Origin of the sequence: Rhodopseudomonas palustris (assembly GCF_034479375.1) — a bacterium.
Classification (GTDB): Bacteria; Pseudomonadota; Alphaproteobacteria; order Rhizobiales; family Xanthobacteraceae; genus Rhodopseudomonas; species Rhodopseudomonas palustris_M.
Genome location: NZ_CP140155.1, coordinates 3,928,550 through 3,945,266, shown reverse-complemented (window position 1 = coordinate 3,945,266; position 16,717 = coordinate 3,928,550). Strand labels below are relative to the sequence as shown.

Annotated in this window: 11 protein-coding genes; 5 read left to right on the top strand and 6 right to left on the bottom strand. The window is 66.9% G+C overall.

Annotation, left to right across the window (positions count from 1 at the left end; genetic code table 11):
• Positions 1-69: 69 nt before the first annotated feature.
• Both SR870_RS17750 and SR870_RS17745 read right to left on the bottom strand, forming a co-directional pair.
• On the bottom strand, positions 70-987 hold the full coding sequence (locus SR870_RS17750) for a DMT family transporter (protein WP_322514855.1): 918 nt from the start codon (positions 985-987) through the stop codon (positions 70-72).
• Between the two features lie 126 nt (positions 988-1,113).
• A complete protein-coding gene (locus SR870_RS17745) occupies positions 1,114-1,602 on the bottom strand; it encodes a Fur family transcriptional regulator (protein WP_322514854.1) in 489 nt (162 codons plus the stop codon).
• 216 nt (positions 1,603-1,818) lie between these two features.
• On the opposite strand from SR870_RS17745, the gene SR870_RS17740 reads away from it, so the two are divergent.
• The 3 genes from SR870_RS17740 to SR870_RS17730 are packed head-to-tail and all read left to right on the top strand — an operon-like array spanning position 1,819 to position 5,026.
• Entirely contained in the window at positions 1,819-2,301 is a 483-nt protein-coding gene (locus SR870_RS17740; RefSeq protein WP_322514853.1) for a MarR family transcriptional regulator, read from the top strand.
• Positions 2,294-3,463 (top strand): HlyD family secretion protein, encoded by a 1,170-nt coding sequence (locus SR870_RS17735; protein ID WP_322514852.1) that lies wholly within the window; start codon positions 2,294-2,296, stop codon positions 3,461-3,463. Before SR870_RS17740 ends, SR870_RS17735 begins: the two co-directional genes overlap by 8 nt.
• 3 nt (positions 3,464-3,466) lie before the next feature.
• On the top strand, positions 3,467-5,026 hold the full coding sequence (locus SR870_RS17730) for a DHA2 family efflux MFS transporter permease subunit (RefSeq protein ID WP_322514851.1): 1,560 nt from the start codon (positions 3,467-3,469) through the stop codon (positions 5,024-5,026).
• A gap of 125 nt (positions 5,027-5,151) precedes the next feature.
• Here SR870_RS17730 and pcaF read toward each other — a convergent pair whose 3' ends face one another.
• Positions 5,152-6,360, bottom strand: a complete 1,209-nt coding sequence (gene pcaF, locus SR870_RS17725; protein ID WP_322514850.1) for a 3-oxoadipyl-CoA thiolase — start codon at positions 6,358-6,360, stop codon at positions 5,152-5,154.
• Positions 6,361-6,532: 172 nt separating this feature from the next.
• Between pcaF and mutS the strand changes: the two genes are divergently transcribed.
• A complete protein-coding gene (gene mutS / locus SR870_RS17720; RefSeq protein ID WP_322518296.1) occupies positions 6,533-9,256 on the top strand; it encodes a DNA mismatch repair protein MutS in 2,724 nt (907 codons plus the stop codon).
• Between the two features lie 187 nt (positions 9,257-9,443).
• On the opposite strand, the gene SR870_RS17715 is transcribed toward mutS, so the two are convergent.
• Positions 9,444-10,364 (bottom strand): peptidylprolyl isomerase, encoded by a 921-nt coding sequence (locus SR870_RS17715; RefSeq protein ID WP_322514849.1) that lies wholly within the window; start codon positions 10,362-10,364, stop codon positions 9,444-9,446.
• Between the two features lie 342 nt (positions 10,365-10,706).
• Between SR870_RS17715 and secA the strand changes: the two genes are divergently transcribed.
• Positions 10,707-13,547 carry a preprotein translocase subunit SecA gene (secA, locus tag SR870_RS17710; protein WP_322514848.1) on the top strand — a complete coding sequence of 947 codons (2,841 nt, stop codon included), beginning with the start codon at positions 10,707-10,709 and terminating at the stop codon, positions 13,545-13,547.
• Between the two features lie 277 nt (positions 13,548-13,824).
• Here secA and SR870_RS17705 read toward each other — a convergent pair whose 3' ends face one another.
• Positions 13,825-15,282 (bottom strand): L,D-transpeptidase family protein, encoded by a 1,458-nt coding sequence (locus tag SR870_RS17705; protein ID WP_322514847.1) that lies wholly within the window; start codon positions 15,280-15,282, stop codon positions 13,825-13,827.
• Between the two features lie 358 nt (positions 15,283-15,640).
• A complete protein-coding gene (locus tag SR870_RS17700; RefSeq protein WP_322514846.1) occupies positions 15,641-16,603 on the bottom strand; it encodes an acetyl-CoA carboxylase carboxyltransferase subunit alpha in 963 nt (320 codons plus the stop codon).
• Between the last annotated feature and the right edge of the window lie 114 nt (positions 16,604-16,717).

Sequence of the window (16,717 nt, the reverse complement as noted above, 5' to 3'; positions counted from 1 at the left end):
CGGCGCAGGAACCCTCGAGCAGCAGTCCATTGGCGTGGAACCCTGGGCGCAGAGCCGCGAGTTCCGACCTCAAACAGCCGCAACCCGGCCCGGCCGGTTGACCAGATACAGCCCGGCCATCACCAGCAGCGCCGCAAAGCCGAAGGCCGGGGTCAGCGGTTCGTGCAGGATCAGATAGCCCGCCGCCACCCCGAATAAAGGGGTGAAAAAGGTAAATGCCGACAATTTGCTGGCCGAATAGGTCATCACCAGGCTGAACCAGAGTAAAAAGGTCAGCCCGACCACCCAGATCGACTGATAGGCCATCAGCGCCAGCGACAGCGGGCTCGGCACCTTGTCGATGGTTTCGCCGGACACCAGCGCCGCGAAAGCGAGAATCGGGATCGAAATCGCCACCTGGTAGGCCAGCCCCTTTTCGGCGGGGGCCCGTTGCAGCGGGCTCGCCTTGACGATCAGCGTGGTGGCTCCCCACAGCGCCCCGCCGCCGACCAACATCAGGTCGCCGAGCAGCACCTTCGCGTCGACATTGGGCTGCGGCACCCCGATCGCCGCCGCCACGCCGGCGAAGCTCAGGGCCAGCCCCGCCCACTGGATGGCGCGCAGCCGTTCGCCGAGGAAATGGTAGGCGCCCAGCGCCACCACAAACGGCGCCACATAGAGAAACACCACCCCGCGCGACGCCGTGGTCAACGTCAAACCGTAATAGATCAGCACGAATTCCAGCCCGAACAGCAGGCCGGCGAACAGCCCTGCCTTCAGCGTACCGTCGCGCTGGAACAGCCTGACACCGCGCGCCCAGGCGATGATCAGGAGCACCAGCAATCCCGCAGCCGAGCGGATCGCCGCCTGTGTGAACGGCGGAATTTCCGGCAGCACCAGCTTCACGGCAATCTGGTTGAAGCCCCAGCTGAAACAGCACAGCAGCATCAGGGCGATCGCGCCCGCAGTCAGCGGCCGGCCGACCGAGCCGCCTACCGTTGACGCCATCGGCCGGATGTCTGTTGTGCGTTGAAAGAAAAAATGGACATTGCGCCTCCGGCTTGCCGCCGTGTTGTCGCGGGCGTGCTCGCATGCGAGCGACGCTCCTCCCAATGGTTCAAGGCGTAGACCGCGTCAGGTGGATTGGCAATGCCCGCAGACGCCGGTGATCTCCACCACCGAGAGCTTCGGCGTGAAGCCGGTCTGGCGCGCCGCCTCGCTCAGGCTCTGCGCGACAGCGGTCGCCGGAATCTCGCCGACCGAGCCGCAGGATTCGCAGATCAGGAATGCGACCGCGGAGGCGTCGTCGTGTTCGCGTCCGCAGGCCAGAAAGGCGTTGCGGCTTTCGATCCGGTGCACCAGCCCGTTCTGCATCAGGAAGTCGAGCGCGCGATACACCGTGATCGGCGCCGGCCGCGGCATCACCCGCGCCAACTCGTCGATCACCTCGTAGGCGCCGAGCGGGCGATGGCTGGACAGCAGCGCGCTCAGCACCTGGCGCCGGATCGGCGTCAGGTTCTGTGATCGGTCCGCACAGATCCGTTCGGCGTGCTCGATGCCTTCCGCGGCGCAACGGTCGTGATCGTGACCGGGCGCGGGAAAAGCCGGCTTCAAAGCTGTCATCGCATGGCCTCAACGCAGCAGCAGATCCCGCCGCAGTCCCCAATGCGGCAGCACCAACGGATAGTTGACGACGCCCCTCCGCACAAGCCTCGCGACGCCGTGCCGGTTCCGACGGAACGAGCCATGCGAAAGTCCAAGGGGCCGCATGCGTAAGATGATACTGTCGCAATTCATGAGCTTGCTTACTTTACGCCAACTCACAAAGCGAGGCATCCCATGAGCCCCGGGTCGGTCGATCAGCATTTCATGTTCACATTGGCGGAGGTGCAGCGGCTGCTGCGCGCCTATGCGGATCGGCAGGCGGCGCGGCACGGCATCACCCGCGCCCAATGGGCGGTGCTGGCCAAGGTCGAGCGCGCCGAAGGCCTCAAGCAATCCGAACTCGCCGAGCAGATGGAACTGCAGCCGATCACGCTGACGCGATTGATCGACAAGCTGTGCGACAGCGGCTGGCTGGAGCGCCGCAGCGACGACAGCGACCGCCGCGTCAAGCGGCTGTATCTGCGCAAGGCGGCGCGTCCGCTGCTCGGCAAGCTGTCGGGGCTGCGCTCCGAACTCACCGCGACCGCGCTGGCAGGCATAGCTCCTTCGGATGCGCAGCGGCTGCTGACGCAGATGGAGACCATCAAGGAAAACCTGCGCAATGCGATCCAGGTCTGCAACGCCGACTCTCACCGAAAGGAACAGCGCCATGGCTGATCCCGTCCTCAAATTTCCGTCCGACCAGAAGGCCGCTCCGGACGAGGCCGGTGCGCCTCCGGGCGAACGACCGAGCCGGGGTCTGCTCGCCGGCCTGCGCCGCTATCGCCGGACGCTGTTGCTGGTGGTGCTGCCGATCGTGGTGCTGATCGCCGGCGTCGCCTTCTATCTGGAGGGCGGCCGCTACGTCACCACCGACGACGCCTATGTCGGGGCGCAGAAGGTGCTTATCACGCCGGATGTCGCCGGCAAGATCGTCGCGATCACCGTCAAGGAAGGCCAGGTGGTCGCTCCCGGCGACGTGCTGTTCCAGGTCGATCCGGTGCCGTACCGGTTCGCCGAACAGCAGGCCCGCGCCAAGCTCGCCGACGCCAGAACCTCCTACAACAACCTGCGCTCCAACGTGAAGATCTACGGCGCCACGATCGATCTTCTGAACGCCGGCATCGGCCTCAAGCAGCGCGACGTCGAGCGCAAAACGTCCCTCGCCGAGAGCCGGTCGGGCTCGCTGCTCGATCTCGACAATGCCAACGCCGCGCTGGTCACCGCCAAGGCGCAGCTCGAGCTCGCCAAGCAGCAGCAGGACACGGCGCTGAACCAGTTGCTCGGCAATCCCGATCTGCCGCTCGAGCAGTTTCCCGCCTACATGCAGGCCAAGGCGGCGCTCGACGACGCCGAGCGCAATCTCCGGCTCTCCACCGTGCGCGCGCCGATGCACGGCACCGCGACGCAGGTCGATTCGATCCAGCTCGGCCGCTTCGTCGCCGCCGGCACGCCGGTGTTCAGCGTGATCGACACCTCGGCGCCGTGGGTCGACGCCAATCCGAAGGAAAGCGATTTCACCTATGTGGCCGTCGGGCAGAAGGTCGCGATCGACGTCGACGCCTTCCCCGGTCACGAATTCACCGGCACGGTATCGTCGCTTTCGCCCGGCACCGGCGCGCAATTCGCCGTGCTGCCGCCGCAGAACGCCACCGGCAATTTCGTCAAGGTGGTGCAACGCGTGCCGCTGCGGATCAAACTCGACGAGTCCGATCCGATGGTGCGGAAGCTCAAGGCCGGCATGAGCACCACGGTGTCGATCGACACCGACCATCGCCGCTCGCTGGCGAAACTGCTCGGCTTCGGGCCGGCCGTCGCCGCGCCGCACGAGGGCAAGTAAGTGATGCCGGCGGCTGCGACATCGTCGGCGGTCCCCGGCTTTCGCCGCAACATGGTGACGATCTGCGCCATGACGGCGACGATCATGCAGGCGCTCGACACCACCATCGCCAACGTCGCGCTGCCCTATATGCAGGGCTCGCTGTCGGCGTCGCAGGACCAGATCAACTGGGTGCTGACCTCCTACATCGTCGCCGCCGCGATCATGACCGCGCCGGTCGGCTGGATCGCCAACCGGTTCGGCCGCAAGCGGATCTTCATCATCTGCGCGGCCGGCTTCACGGTCGCCTCGGTGATGTGCGGCCTGGCGCAGGACATCACCCAGATGGTGGCGTTCCGGCTGCTGCAGGGCGTGTTCGGCGCCGCTTTGGTGCCGCTGTCGCAGGCGGTGATGCTCGACAGCTACGCGCTGCACGAGCGCGCCAAGGCGATGGCGATCTGGGGCATGGGCGTGATGATGGGGCCGATCATGGGCCCGTCGCTCGGCGCCTGGCTGACCGAGACCTATTCGTGGCACTGGGTGTTCTTCGTCAATCTGCCGTTCGGCGCGATCACCGTGATCGGCCTCCTGATCTTCATGGACGAGACCGACAAGAACCACGAATTGCGGTTCGACTGGTTCGGCTTCCTCGCGCTCGCGGTCGGGATCGGGTCGATGCAGCTCGCGCTCGACCGCGGCGAGCAGCTCGACTGGTTCAATTCGCCGGAGATCATCGTCGAATCGATCGTGTCGGCGGCAGGCTTCTACTACTTCTTCGCGCATTCGTTCACGACGCCGAAGCCGTTCATCCAGTTCGCGATCTTCAAGGACCGCAACTTCATCGGCGGCTGCGTGTTCATGGCGGTGATGGGCCTGGTGCTGTTCTCCACCATGGCGCTGTCGTCGCCGTTCCTGCAGAACGTCGAGGGCTTTCCGATCATGACTGCCGGCCTGCTGCTGGCGTCGCGCGGCTGCGGCACCTTCGTGGCGATGATGCTGGTCGGCCGGATCATGCGGCACATCGAGGCGCGGATCCTGATCGCCACCGGGCTGACGCTGACCTGCCTGTCGCTCTACGTCATGACCGGCTGGACCGACCAGACCAGCGTGCGCACCATCATCGCCACCAGCATCGTGCAGGGCTTCGGCTTCGGCCTGGTGTTCGTGCCGCTGTCGACGGTGGCGTTCATGACGCTGCCGGGACATCTGCGCACCGACGGCACCTCGATGCTGACGCTGCTGCGCAACGTCGCCTCCTCGATCGGCATCTCGCTGGTGATCGCCCAGCTCACCTCGGGCACGCGCGCCACCCACGCCGTGCTGGTCGAGCACATCACCCCGTTCAATCAGGCGCTGCAGATGCCGAACGTCACCGGCACGATCGACATGGCGACCACCACCGGCAAGGCGATGATGGACGCCATCGTCACCGCGCAGGCGCAGATCATCGCATTCGCGCTGGACTACCAGATGGTGATGCTGTTCACCGCCTGCACCATCCCGCTGGCGCTGCTGATCGGCTCGACCAAAGCCGCGCTGCGCAAGCAGGGCGAGGCGCCGGATCATGCCGCGGTGATGGAGTAGCGCCTGCTCTCGATCAGCGCGGCGGTTATTCACCATCGTCATGCGCGGGCTTGACCCGCGCATCCATCGCTCTTCGAAGAAGATGGATTGCCGGGTCGAGCCCGGCAATGACGTATGTTGTTGCGTTAGTTCACCTTCTCGATCGCCATCGCGACGCCCTGGCCGACGCCGACGCACATTGTTGCGAGCGCCAGCCTGCCGCCGCGCTTCTCCATGCCGTGCACGGCAGTGAGGGCGAGCCGCGTGCCGCTCATGCCGAGCGGGTGGCCGAGCGCGATCGCGCCGCCATGCGGATTGACGAAATCGGCGTCGTCACTGACGCCGAGCTGGCGCAGGCAGGCGATGCCCTGCGAGGCGAAGGCTTCGTTGAGTTCGATCAGGTCGAAATCGCTGATCTTCAGCCCCAGCCGGTCCATCAGCTTGCGGGTCGCCGGCACCGGGCCGATGCCCATGATCCGCGGCGGCACCGCGGCCGACGCGATGCCGAGAATCTTCGCCCGCGGCGTCAGCCCATGCCGCTTCACCGCGGCTTCCGACGCCACGATCATCGCGGCGGCGCCGTCATTGACGCCCGAGGCGTTGCCGGCCGTCACGGTGCCGGGATTGCGCACGATCGGCTTCAGCTTGGCGAGGCCTTCGAGCGTCGTCTCCGGGCGCGGATGCTCGTCCTTGTCGACGATGATCGGCCCGGCCTTGCCGCCCGGCGCCGACACCGGCGCGATCTCCTCGGCGAAATAGCCAGCCGCAATCGCCGCGCCGGCGCGCTGCTGGCTGCGGATCGCGAAGGCGTCCTGGTCGGCGCGGGAAATCTGGAATTCCTCGGCGACGTTCTCGCCGGTCTCCGGCATCGCGTCGACGCCGTATTGCGCCTTCATCAGCGGGTTGATGAAGCGCCAGCCGATCGTGGTGTCGAAGATTTCCGCCGAGCGGGAAAATGCCTCGGTCGCCTTGCCTTGCACGAACGGCGCTCGCGTCATCGATTCGACGCCGCCGGCAATCGCCAGATCGATTTCGCCGGCGCGGATCGCGCGGCCCGCGGCGCCGACCGCGTCGAGGCCCGAGGCGCACAGCCGGTTCAGGGTCTGGGCCGGCACCGAATCCGGCAGGCCGGCGAGCAGCGTCGCCATCCGGGCGACGTTGCGGTTGTCCTCGCCGGCCTGGTTGGCGCAGCCGAAGAACACCTCGTCCACCGCGCTCCAGTCGAGATTGGGATGCTTGGCCATCAGCGCCTTGATCGGAACCGCGGCGAGGTCGTCGGCGCGGACCCGGGCGAGCGACCCGCCGAACCGGCCGATCGGGGTGCGCACTGCGTCGCAGATAAAGACGTCGGCCATCATTCTCTCCCTTGCTGGCGCGTTCCGGGCTGCGGCCGGAATTGGCGGCGAGTTTTAGGAAGCGGCTCGGGGCAGGTCAATGTGCGCCGGCCGCACAGGGCGTTGCGGAAACCGTGCATGGCGGCCGTCGCCCGGTAGGAAGGTCGGGCGGAATTTTGCTATGCATCGGGTCATGACCATCCGCCCCGACATCGCTCCGCCACCCGACACACCCGTGCCCGCCGAGCCGCCGGCGAAGGTGTCGCCGATGATGGAGCAGTACCACGAGATCAAGGCCGCCAATCCCGGCCTCTTGCTGTTCTACCGGATGGGCGATTTCTACGAATTGTTCTTCGAGGACGCCGAAATCGCCTCGCGCGCGCTCGGCATCACGCTGACCAAGCGCGGCAAGCATCAGGGCCTCGACATCCCGATGTGCGGCGTGCCGGTCGAGCGCTCCGACGACTATCTGCACCGGCTGATCGCGCTCGGCCATCGCGTCGCGGTGTGCGAACAGACCGAGGACCCGGCCGCGGCGCGCGCCCGCAAGAGCGTGGTGCGCCGCGACGTGGTGCGGCTGATCACGCCCGGCACGCTGACCGAAGACACGCTGCTCGATGCCCGCGCCAACAACTATCTGCTGGCGATCGCCCGCGCCCGCGGCTCGTCCGGCGCCGACCGCATCGGGCTGGCCTGGATCGACATCTCGACCGGCGAATTCAGCGTCACCGAATGCGCCACCGGCGAACTCTCTGCGACGCTGGCGCGGATCAACCCGAACGAGGCGATCGTCTCGGATGCGCTGTACAGCGACGCCGAGCTCGGGCCGAGCCTGCGCGAACTCGCAGCCGTGACGCCGCTGACCCGCGACGTGTTCGACAGTGCCACCGCCGAGCGGCGGCTGTGCGATTACTTCGCGGTCGCCACCATGGACGGCCTCGCGGCGCTGTCGAGGCTGGAAGCCGCGGCGGCCGCCGCCTGCGTCACCTATGTGGACCGCACCCAGCTCGGCAAACGCCCGCCGCTGTCGCCGCCGTCGCGCGAGGCCACCGGCTCGACGATGGCGATCGATCCCGCCACCCGCGCCAATCTCGAACTGACGCGGACGCTCGCGGGCGAGCGTCGCGGCTCGCTGCTGGATGCGATCGACTGCACCGTCACCGCCGCCGGCTCGCGGCTGCTGGCGCAGCGCCTCGCCGCACCCCTGACCGATGCAGCCGCGATCGCCCAGCGGCTCGACGCGGTCGAAGCCTTCGTCGCCGACGGCGCATTGCGCGAGCAGATCCGCAGCGCGCTGCGCGCCGCGCCCGACATGGCCCGCGCGCTGGCGCGGTTGTCGCTCGGCCGTGGCGGCCCGCGCGATCTGGCGGCGCTGTGCAGCGGCATCCGTGCGGCCGACGAGGTGCTGCAACAGCTTTCGCAGCTCGCCGCACCGCCGCAGGAGATCGCCGCCGCGATGGCGGCGCTGCGGCGGCCGTCGCGCGATCTGTTCGTCGAACTGACGCGGGCGCTGGCCGACGAACTGCCGCTGTTGAAGCGCGACGGCGGCTTCGTCCGCGACGGCTACGAGGCCGCGCTCGACGAGACCCGCAAGCTGCGCGACGCCTCGCGCCTGGTGGTGGCGGCGATGCAGGCGCGCTACGCCGACGAGTCCGGCGTCAAGGGCCTGAAGATCCGGCACAACAACGTGCTCGGCTATTTCGTCGAGGTGACCGCGCAGCACGGCGACAGGCTGATGGCGCCGCCGCTCAACGCCACCTTCATCCATCGCCAGACGCTGGCCGGCCAGGTCCGCTTCACCACCGCCGAACTCGGCGAGATCGAGGCCAAGATCGCCAATGCGGGCGACCGCGCGCTCGGGCTCGAACTCGAGATCTTCGACCGCCTGGCCGCGATGATCGACGCCGCCGGCGACGATCTGCGCGCCGCCGCGCACGCCTTTGCGCTGCTCGACGTCGCCACCGCGCTGGCGAAGCTTGCCGTCGACGACAACTACGTGCGGCCGGAGGTCGACTCTTCGCTGGCGTTCGCGATCGAGGGCGGCCGGCATCCGGTGGTCGAGCAGGCGCTGAAGCGTGCGGGTGAGCCGTTCATCGCCAATGCCTGCGATCTGTCGCCGGGACCGGCGCAAGCCTCAGGGCAGATCTGGCTGCTGACCGGCCCCAACATGGCCGGTAAGTCGACCTTCCTGCGCCAGAACGCGCTGATCGCGCTGCTGGCGCAGACCGGCAGCTTCGTGCCGGCCGGTCGCGCCCGGATCGGGATCGTCGACCGGCTGTTCTCCCGCGTCGGCGCCGCCGACGACCTCGCCCGCGGCCGCTCCACCTTCATGGTCGAGATGGTCGAGACCGCCGCGATCCTCAACCAGGCCGGCGAGCGCGCGCTGGTGATCCTCGACGAGATCGGCCGCGGCACCGCGACCTTCGACGGCCTGTCGATCGCCTGGGCGGCGATCGAGCATCTGCACGAACAAAATCGATGTCGCGCGCTGTTCGCGACGCATTACCACGAGCTGACGGCGCTGTCGGCCAGGCTGCCGCGGCTGTTCAACGCCACCGTCCGGGTCAAGGAATGGCGCGGTGAGGTGGTGTTCCTGCACGAGGTGCTGCCGGGCTCGGCCGACCGCTCCTACGGCATCCAGGTCGCGAAACTCGCCGGGCTGCCCGCCTCCGTGGTGGCGCGGGCGAAATCGGTGCTGGCGAAACTCGAAGCCAACGACCGCGGCCAGCCCAAAGCCCTGATCGACGACCTGCCGCTGTTCGCCATCACCGCGCGCGCGCCCGCCGAACCGTCGCCGCCGAGCGAGGCCGAGCAATTGATCGCGGCGGTGCAGGCGCTGCACCCGGACGAGCTGAGCCCCCGCGAAGCGCTCGACGCGCTGTACGCGCTGAAGGCGAAGCTGCCGAAGGCAGATTGACCTCCGTTCCGCGTCATTGCGAGCGCAGCGAAGCAATCCAGAGCCCCGTGCACTGAGCCCCTGGATTGCTTCGTCGCTTCGCTCCTCGCAATGACGGATCTTGCGCGGCTGATCCGGTGCGCAAAACGACAATGGCCGGGACGAGCCCGGCCATTGAAATCGTTCAGAACTTTGCCGAAAGCGGAGCTTACTTCTTCGCCGGCGCCTTGGCGGCGGGGTCAGCGGGCTTCGCCGCGTCGGCGGGGGCAGCGGCCGGCTCGGCCGGCTTGTCGAGCCGCTCGACCTTGGCGGCCTGGCGGAGCTGGGCGACGTAGTCCGACTGCGCCTTGCGGGTGACGTACTGCTCGATCTGCGGCCTGACCTGGTCGAAGGTAGGCGGCTTGCGGTTGCGCTTCTCCTCGACCTTGATGATGTGCCAGCCGAACTGGCTCTTCACCGGGTCGGAGATCTTGCCGGGCTCCAGCGCAAATGCCACCGCGGAGAATTCCGGCACCATCTGGTCCTTGGTGAAGAAACCGAGGTCGCCGCCGTCGGAGGCGCCCGGATCCTTCGACTTCTTCTTCGCCAGCTCGGCGAAGTCGGCGCCCTTCTTCAGTTCCTCGGCGACCGCCTTGGCCTCGTCCTCGGTCTCGACCAGGATGTGGCGGGCGTGGACTTCCTGCTCGCCGGAAATCTGCTTGGCGGCGTCCTCATAGACCTTCTTCATCGCCTCGTCGGTGGTCGCGGCCTTGCCCTGAACGCCGAGCAGATCGTCCATCAGCAGGCGGTTGCGGGCGAAGTCGAGCCGCTTCTTGAATTCCGGGCGGTCGGCGATCTTCTTGTCTTCGGCGGCCTTGGCGACGATCTTCATGTCGATCAGGAACGCCAGCACGTTCTCTTTCTTGGTCGCCGGGTCCATCTGCGCCAGGCTCGCGCCGAGTTCTTCCTCGGCGAGCGCGACGTCGCTCTGACGGATCTCGGCGCCGTTCACCTTTGCCAGCACCGGGTCGGCGTCCTGGGCGCGCGCCATCGGGCTCGCGAGCAGCGCAAAAGCGAGACAACCGGTCGCGGCCGCGCCGATGATGCCGGAGCGCAGGGCCGATCGGGCTGCGGGTGACGCAGGGGTCATGGAAAATCCTTGTTCTGAAAGCCGGGGTGTCGGGGGCGGCGGGACAGTCACCCAATCACGGAGCCTTGGCAACGCGAAAACTCTGTCAAAATGATGAATTCCATCACCGGGCCGCGCGTTGACATCCCCCTACCCCAGCCATATCTCTGCCGCCACTGGCACGGGTATCAAGGTCGTCCGACGGCCCTGGCCACGCCGCCGGCCCTCGGATTGCTGGATGACCAATCATTTCGCGCCCGCGCCTGTATCCCGATAGGTGGCTGGGCGTCACGATGAGTTGATAGCGGCTCGAGTGAACGGCACACAGGCTGCGAAGTCACATCGCAAGGACAGGAAGCTGGTATGATCGGCGCGTTCGCCCGCAAACTCTTCGGCTCTTCGAACGATCGCAGGATCAAGGCCTATCAGGCTCGGGTCACCGCCATCAACGCGCTGGAGCCGGAGGTCGCGGCGCTGTCGGACGAGGCGCTGCGCGCCCGCACCGTCGACTTCCGCGCCCAACTCGAAGCCGGCAAGACGCTGGACGACCTGCTGGTCCCGGCCTTCGCCACCGTCCGGGAGGCCGCCAAGCGCACCCTCGGCCAGCGCCATTTCGACGTGCAATTGATCGGCGGCATGGTGCTGCACGAAGGCGACATCGCCGAGATGAAGACCGGCGAAGGCAAGACGCTGGTCGCCACCCTGGCGTGTTATCTCAACGCGCTGGCCGGCAAGGGCGTCCACGTCGTCACCGTCAACGACTACCTCGCCAGCCGCGACGCCGGCTGGATGGGTCAGATCTACACTTTCCTCGGCATGTCGACCGGCGTGATCGTGCACGGCCTCGACGACAGCGAGCGCCAGCGGGCCTATGCCTGCGACATCACCTACGGCACCAACAACGAATACGGCTTCGATTATCTGCGCGACAACATGAAGTATCGGCTCGAGGACATGGTCCAGCGCGGCCATTTCTTCGCCATCGTCGACGAAGTCGACTCGATCCTGATCGACGAAGCCCGCACCCCGTTGATCATCTCCGGCCCGCTCGACGACCGCTCCGAATTCTACAACACCATCGACACCTTCATTCCGAGCCTCGACAAGTCGGACTACGACATCGACGAGAAGCAGCGCTCGGTGGCGCTGACCGAAGCCGGCATGGAGAAGATCGAAAAGCTGCTCGGCGACGCCGGCCAGCTCAAGGGCGAGTCGCTGTACGACATCGAGAACGTCTCGGTGGTGCACCACATCAACCAGGCGCTGCGCGCGCACACCCTGTTCCAGCGCGACAAGGACTACATCGTCCGCAACGACGAGGTGGTGATCATCGACGAATTCACCGGCCGCATGATGCAGGGCCGGCGCTATTCGGAAGGCCTGCACCAGGCGCTGGAAGCCAAGGAGCACGTCACGGTCCAGCCGGAAAACCAGACGCTGGCCTCGATCACGTTCCAGAACTACTTCCGGATGTACGGCAAGCTCGCCGGCATGACCGGCACGGCTGCGACCGAAGCCGACGAATTCTACGACATCTACAAGCTCGAAGTGGTCGAGATCCCGACCAACCTGCCGATCTCGCGTCTCGACGAGGACGACGAGGTGTATCGCACGCAGGCGGAGAAATACGCCGCGATCCTCGCCGAGGTCGAGCGCGCCAACAAGCGGCTGCAGCCCGTCCTGGTGGGCACCGCGTCGATCGAGAAGTCCGAGCTGCTCGCCGATTTCCTGCTGAAGAACGGCTACAAGCAGATCGATTTCGGCGATCCGAAGGCGCTGGAGAAGCTCTATGCGGCGGCCCGCGCCGGCAAGCCCGCCAAGCTGTTCGCGGTGCTGAACGCGCGCTTCCACGAGCAGGAAGCCTACATCGTCGCCGAGGCCGGCGTGCCGGGCGCGATTACCATCGCCACCAACATGGCCGGCCGCGGCACCGACATCAAACTCGGCGGCTCGCTGGAAATGCGGGTGCCGCAGGAGACCGCGGGCATCACCGACGAGGCCGAGAAGGCCGCCAAGATCGAGCAGATCAAGGCCGATATCGAGCGCTTCCGCGAGATCGTGCTGAACGCCGAGGACGAGATCGAGATCGAGCCGGCCAAGGGCAACAAGCCGGCCAGGACCGTCAAGCGCCCCGGCGGCCTCTACATCATCGGCTCGGAGCGCCACGAGAGCCGCCGCATCGACAACCAGCTCCGCGGCCGCTCCGGCCGTCAGGGCGACCCCGGCCGCTCCAAATTCTTCCTGTCGCTGGACGATGATCTGATGCGGATCTTCGGCTCCGGCAAGCTCGACACCATGCTGACCCGGCTCGGCCTGAAGGAAGGCGAGGCGATCATCCATCCTTGGATCAACAAGGCGCTGGAGAAGGCGCAGCAGAAGGTCGAGGCGCGCAACTTCGACATCCGCAAGAACCTGCTGAAGTTCGACGACGTCCAGAACGATCAGCGCAAGGTGATCTTCGATCAGCGCATCGACCTGATGAAGGAAGAGAGCGTGGTCGAGACCGTCACCGACATGCGCCACACCTTCATCGAGGATCTGGTCAGCAAGCACGTGCCCGAGCACGCTTATGCCGAGCAGTGGGATGTCGCCGGCCTCAAGGAAGAGCTGAACCGCGTCGTCGGCCTCGATATTCCGGTCGACGAATGGGCCAAGGAAGAAGGCATCGCCGACGAAGAGCTGCTGACGCGGCTCGAGAAGGTGTTCGACGAGCACATGGCGGCGAAGGTGGCGCAATGGGGCCCCGACGTCATGCGCTACGCCGAGAAGAGCATCCTGCTGCAGACGCTCGATCATCTGTGGCGCGAGCATCTGGTGATGCTGGATCATCTGCGTCAGGTGATCGGCCTGCGTGGCTACGGCCAGCGCGACCCGCTGCAGGAATACAAGTCGGAGGCGTTCAACCTCTTCCAGGAGATGAGCGCGCATCTGCGCGAGGCGGTGACCGCGCAACTGATGCGGGTCGAGATCATCCCGCCGGAGCAGCCTCAGGAGCTGCCGCCGATGGAGGTCCACAAAATGGACCCCAACACCGGCGAAGACGAAATGGCGTTCGCCAATGTCTCGCTGGCGCCGGCCGACACCGCCGACAAGACCGCCCGCGACCCGAACCGCCCCGAGACCTGGGGCAAGGTCGGCCGCAACGAGGACTGCCCGTGCGGCTCCGGCAAGAAGTACAAGCACTGCCACGGCAGGTACGCGTAAGCGCGTCGACCTCGGTTCATCGAATCGCAGCAATGCCCGGCTTGCGCCGGGCATTTTGCGTCTGAGGACCGCAGAATCCGAGTCGTGACGATGTCGCCACCGAGAGGGCGGCCCATCAGGTCGTCATTCCGGGGCGCGCCGTCAGGCGCGAACCCGGAATCCAGAGGTTGTTCGCGACGCGAGATTCCGGGTTCGCGAGCTGACGCTCGCGCCCCGGAATGACGATGGTGGTGGGTGTTGCCGATCCTCGGCCGGCGGGTGAAGCGTGAGGTCCGCCTCAGCGGAACGCCGAGAACCGGCTGTCGAAATTATTCGACGACACGACGGGTGCGGCACCGGTGATCGTGCCGGTCGATGACGGCCGGGTTGCGGTCGCGCTGGTGTCGACCGACGGCTTGAGCGGCGGCCGGCCGGTGGCCTGTTTGGTCTCGCTCGACCTCGGCACGGCCGCCTGCGGCCGCGGCGGCGCGGGTGTGGTTTCGTTGCGCCGCGCGGTGATCACCTGCGGCGGCGAGGACGGCGGCGATGCGGTCGATGCGGTGGTCTCGCCGCTGCCGACCCGGCGCGACAGGCCGGACAGCAGGCCGCCGATATCGTCCTTCGCCGCCGAGGCGACGCGCGGTGTCGTCGGCGCAGAGGTCGCGGCCACGGTCGTCGTCTCGGGCGCGTTCTGCAGCAGATTGTCGGACGGCCGCGGCGGATTCACCGTCGGCGGGATGGTGCCGGGTGCACGCTCCATCGCCAGCGATACCGGGCTCTCGTCGGCTTCGGAAAGGCCGGTCGAAGCGTCGGGGATCTTCGAGGCGAACACCTGATGCATGCCGCCGTCGATCCCGGTGCGCAGCCGCGCCACCGGCGTCCCCTTCGAGATCAGTTCGGCGAGCTTGGTCTGGTCCTTGTGGTCCTTTTCGCGCACCGCGTCGGCGATGTCGGCGGGGACCGTATAGGCCGGGCATTTGGCGGACGCATTGAATGCCAGCGGCCTGGTGGAGCCGGGCGGGGGCGCGGCGTCGAACACGTATTTCTGTTCGCAGAAGTCGACCTTGGGCTCCTGCCGTGTCACCTCGAAATGGTCGTTGCCGACCTTCAGCATCTTCCAGAACGCCATGTTCGGATTGTTGCGATGCTTGGCGAAGTTCGCCGGCGTCATCTTGAACGGATAGGCCTGGAGCTGGAACGCGCGCTGGCCGCCGAAGAACGATTCCCGCCCCAGCGCGTAGATCTCGGCGATCTGCTCGTCGGTCATCGCGTAGCAGCCGCGCGACGAACAATCGCCGTGCACCATAAGTTGGGAGCCGGTGCGGCCCAGCGACTTGTCGAACGCGTTCGGATAGCCGGTGTTGAACGACAGGTAATAGGACGATTGCGGATTCATCTGGCCGGGCGAGATCGAATAGAACCCTTCCGGCGCCTGGCGGTCGCCCTCGCGGATCTTCGGGCCGAGATCGCCGGACCAGCGGCAGATCGGGTAGGTCTTGAGCAGCGCGAACACGCCGCTGCGGTCCTGCTTCCAGACCTCGAGCTCGGCTTCCTGCTTGAACAGCCGCACCAGGATCGGCGACTGCAGGTCCATGTTCTTGTCCTGCATCGCGGCGACCAGCTTGGGCGACACCGGCTGGTTGGCCTTGGCGTTTCTGGCGAGCGACATCTGGTCGCCGTTGCAGCCGGCCAGCACGGCGCTCGCGGCGATCGCGGCGGAGGCCAGCAGCGCGCGCAGCAGCGGAGTTCTCGTCACAGCGAAGCTCCCCAGACGACCGGCAAACCTGCACCCCACATTGATCGGCTCAATCCGTGAGCAGCTCAGTCCGTCGCTCCGACGCGATCCCTCCGGCCCATTGGGTCGAATTGTGTCGCTCGAATTTACCAAGAAGCGCAGGAGGTTTTCGCCTCGACACGGCGCATCCTGCACTCACGAAAGATTATCCTTAAGCCCCCGCCCTCGCAAGCCGGGCGGCTGGCCGCACGGGTCCCGCGTCGAACGTGGTCAAGGAACACTGAATTGCGTCCCCGCGGCGAAACTGCGGCCGGGCGGACGAAATCGGGGGCTGGCCGACGGGATGGTTAGCAAACCCGCAATGGCGCGGCGCCGCGGGTCAGCCGAGCCTGCGGCCGATTTCCAGGAATTTCTGCCGGCGCTTGGTGCGGACCGCGCTGGGATCGAGGCCGCCGAGTTCGGCGAAGGCCGCCGCGATGGCGTCGCCGGTGGTGGCGATCATTGCCGCCGGGTCGCGGTGGGCGCCACCCTTCGGCTCGGACAGGATCTGGTCGATCACCCCGAACCGCAGCAGATCCTGCGCGGTGATCTTCATCGAATTGGCGGCTTCCTGCGCCTTGGTGCCGTCGCGCCACAGGATCGAGGAGGCGGCTTCGGGCGAGATCACGCTGTAGATCGCGTGTTCGAGCATCAGCACCTTGTTGGCGGTGGCGATCGCGATCGCGCCGCCGGAGCCGCCTTCGCCGATCACCACGGCGACATTCGGCACGCCGAGCGACAGGCAGGCGTCGGTCGAGCGCGCGATCGCCTCGGCCTGGCCGCGCTCCTCGGCGCCGATGCCCGGATAGGCGCCGGCGGTGTCGACCAGCGACAGCACCGGAATGCCGAAGCGGTCGGCCATTTCCATCAGCCGGACCGCCTTGCGGTAGCCTTCGGGCCGCGCCATGCCGAAATTGTGCTTGAGGCGGGTCTCGGTCGAGGAGCCCTTCTCCTGACCGATCACGCAGATGCTCTCGCCGCGGAACCGGCCGAAGCCGCCGATCAGCGCCTCGTCCTCGCCGAATTTGCGGTCGCCGGCCAGAGGCGTGAATTCGGTGATCAGTGCTTCGATGTAATCGACGCAATGCGGCCGCTGCGGATGCCGCGCCACCTGGGTCTTCTGCCAAGGTGTCAACGTCGCATACAGCTCGTTGAGCGCCTGGACGGCCTTTTCCTCGATCTTGGCGACTTCCTCGTGGATGTCGCTGCCGGACGCCGCCAGCGCGCGCAATTCGTCGATCTTGGAATCCAGTTCCGCGACCGGCTTTTCGAAGTCGAGATAGCTGCGCATGGGCTCGGACATGACCAGGGACATGGGGAGGGCTGCGGCGGCCGACATCGGCCCGGCTCCGGCTTTTCCAGCCGAACGCGCATCAAGTCAAGCGGCTGGGCCGGCCGGCGGCTTAGGCAAAAGAAT

Coding starts and splice junctions, on each gene's coding strand:
- SR870_RS17715 (WP_322514849.1), bottom strand. CDS start 10,364: ATGACCCCTGCGTCACCCGCAGCCCGATCGGCCCTGCGCTCCGGCATC.
- SR870_RS17745 (WP_322514854.1), bottom strand. CDS start 1,602: ATGACAGCTTTGAAGCCGGCTTTTCCCGCGCCCGGTCACGATCACGAC.
- mutS (WP_322518296.1), top strand. CDS start 6,533: ATGACCATCCGCCCCGACATCGCTCCGCCACCCGACACACCCGTGCCC.
- SR870_RS17730 (WP_322514851.1), top strand. CDS start 3,467: ATGCCGGCGGCTGCGACATCGTCGGCGGTCCCCGGCTTTCGCCGCAAC.
- SR870_RS17735 (WP_322514852.1), top strand. CDS start 2,294: ATGGCTGATCCCGTCCTCAAATTTCCGTCCGACCAGAAGGCCGCTCCG.
- secA (WP_322514848.1), top strand. CDS start 10,707: ATGATCGGCGCGTTCGCCCGCAAACTCTTCGGCTCTTCGAACGATCGC.
- SR870_RS17750 (WP_322514855.1), bottom strand. CDS start 987: ATGGCGTCAACGGTAGGCGGCTCGGTCGGCCGGCCGCTGACTGCGGGC.
- pcaF (WP_322514850.1), bottom strand. CDS start 6,360: ATGGCCGACGTCTTTATCTGCGACGCAGTGCGCACCCCGATCGGCCGG.
- SR870_RS17740 (WP_322514853.1), top strand. CDS start 1,819: ATGAGCCCCGGGTCGGTCGATCAGCATTTCATGTTCACATTGGCGGAG.
- SR870_RS17700 (WP_322514846.1), bottom strand. CDS start 16,603: ATGTCCGAGCCCATGCGCAGCTATCTCGACTTCGAAAAGCCGGTCGCG.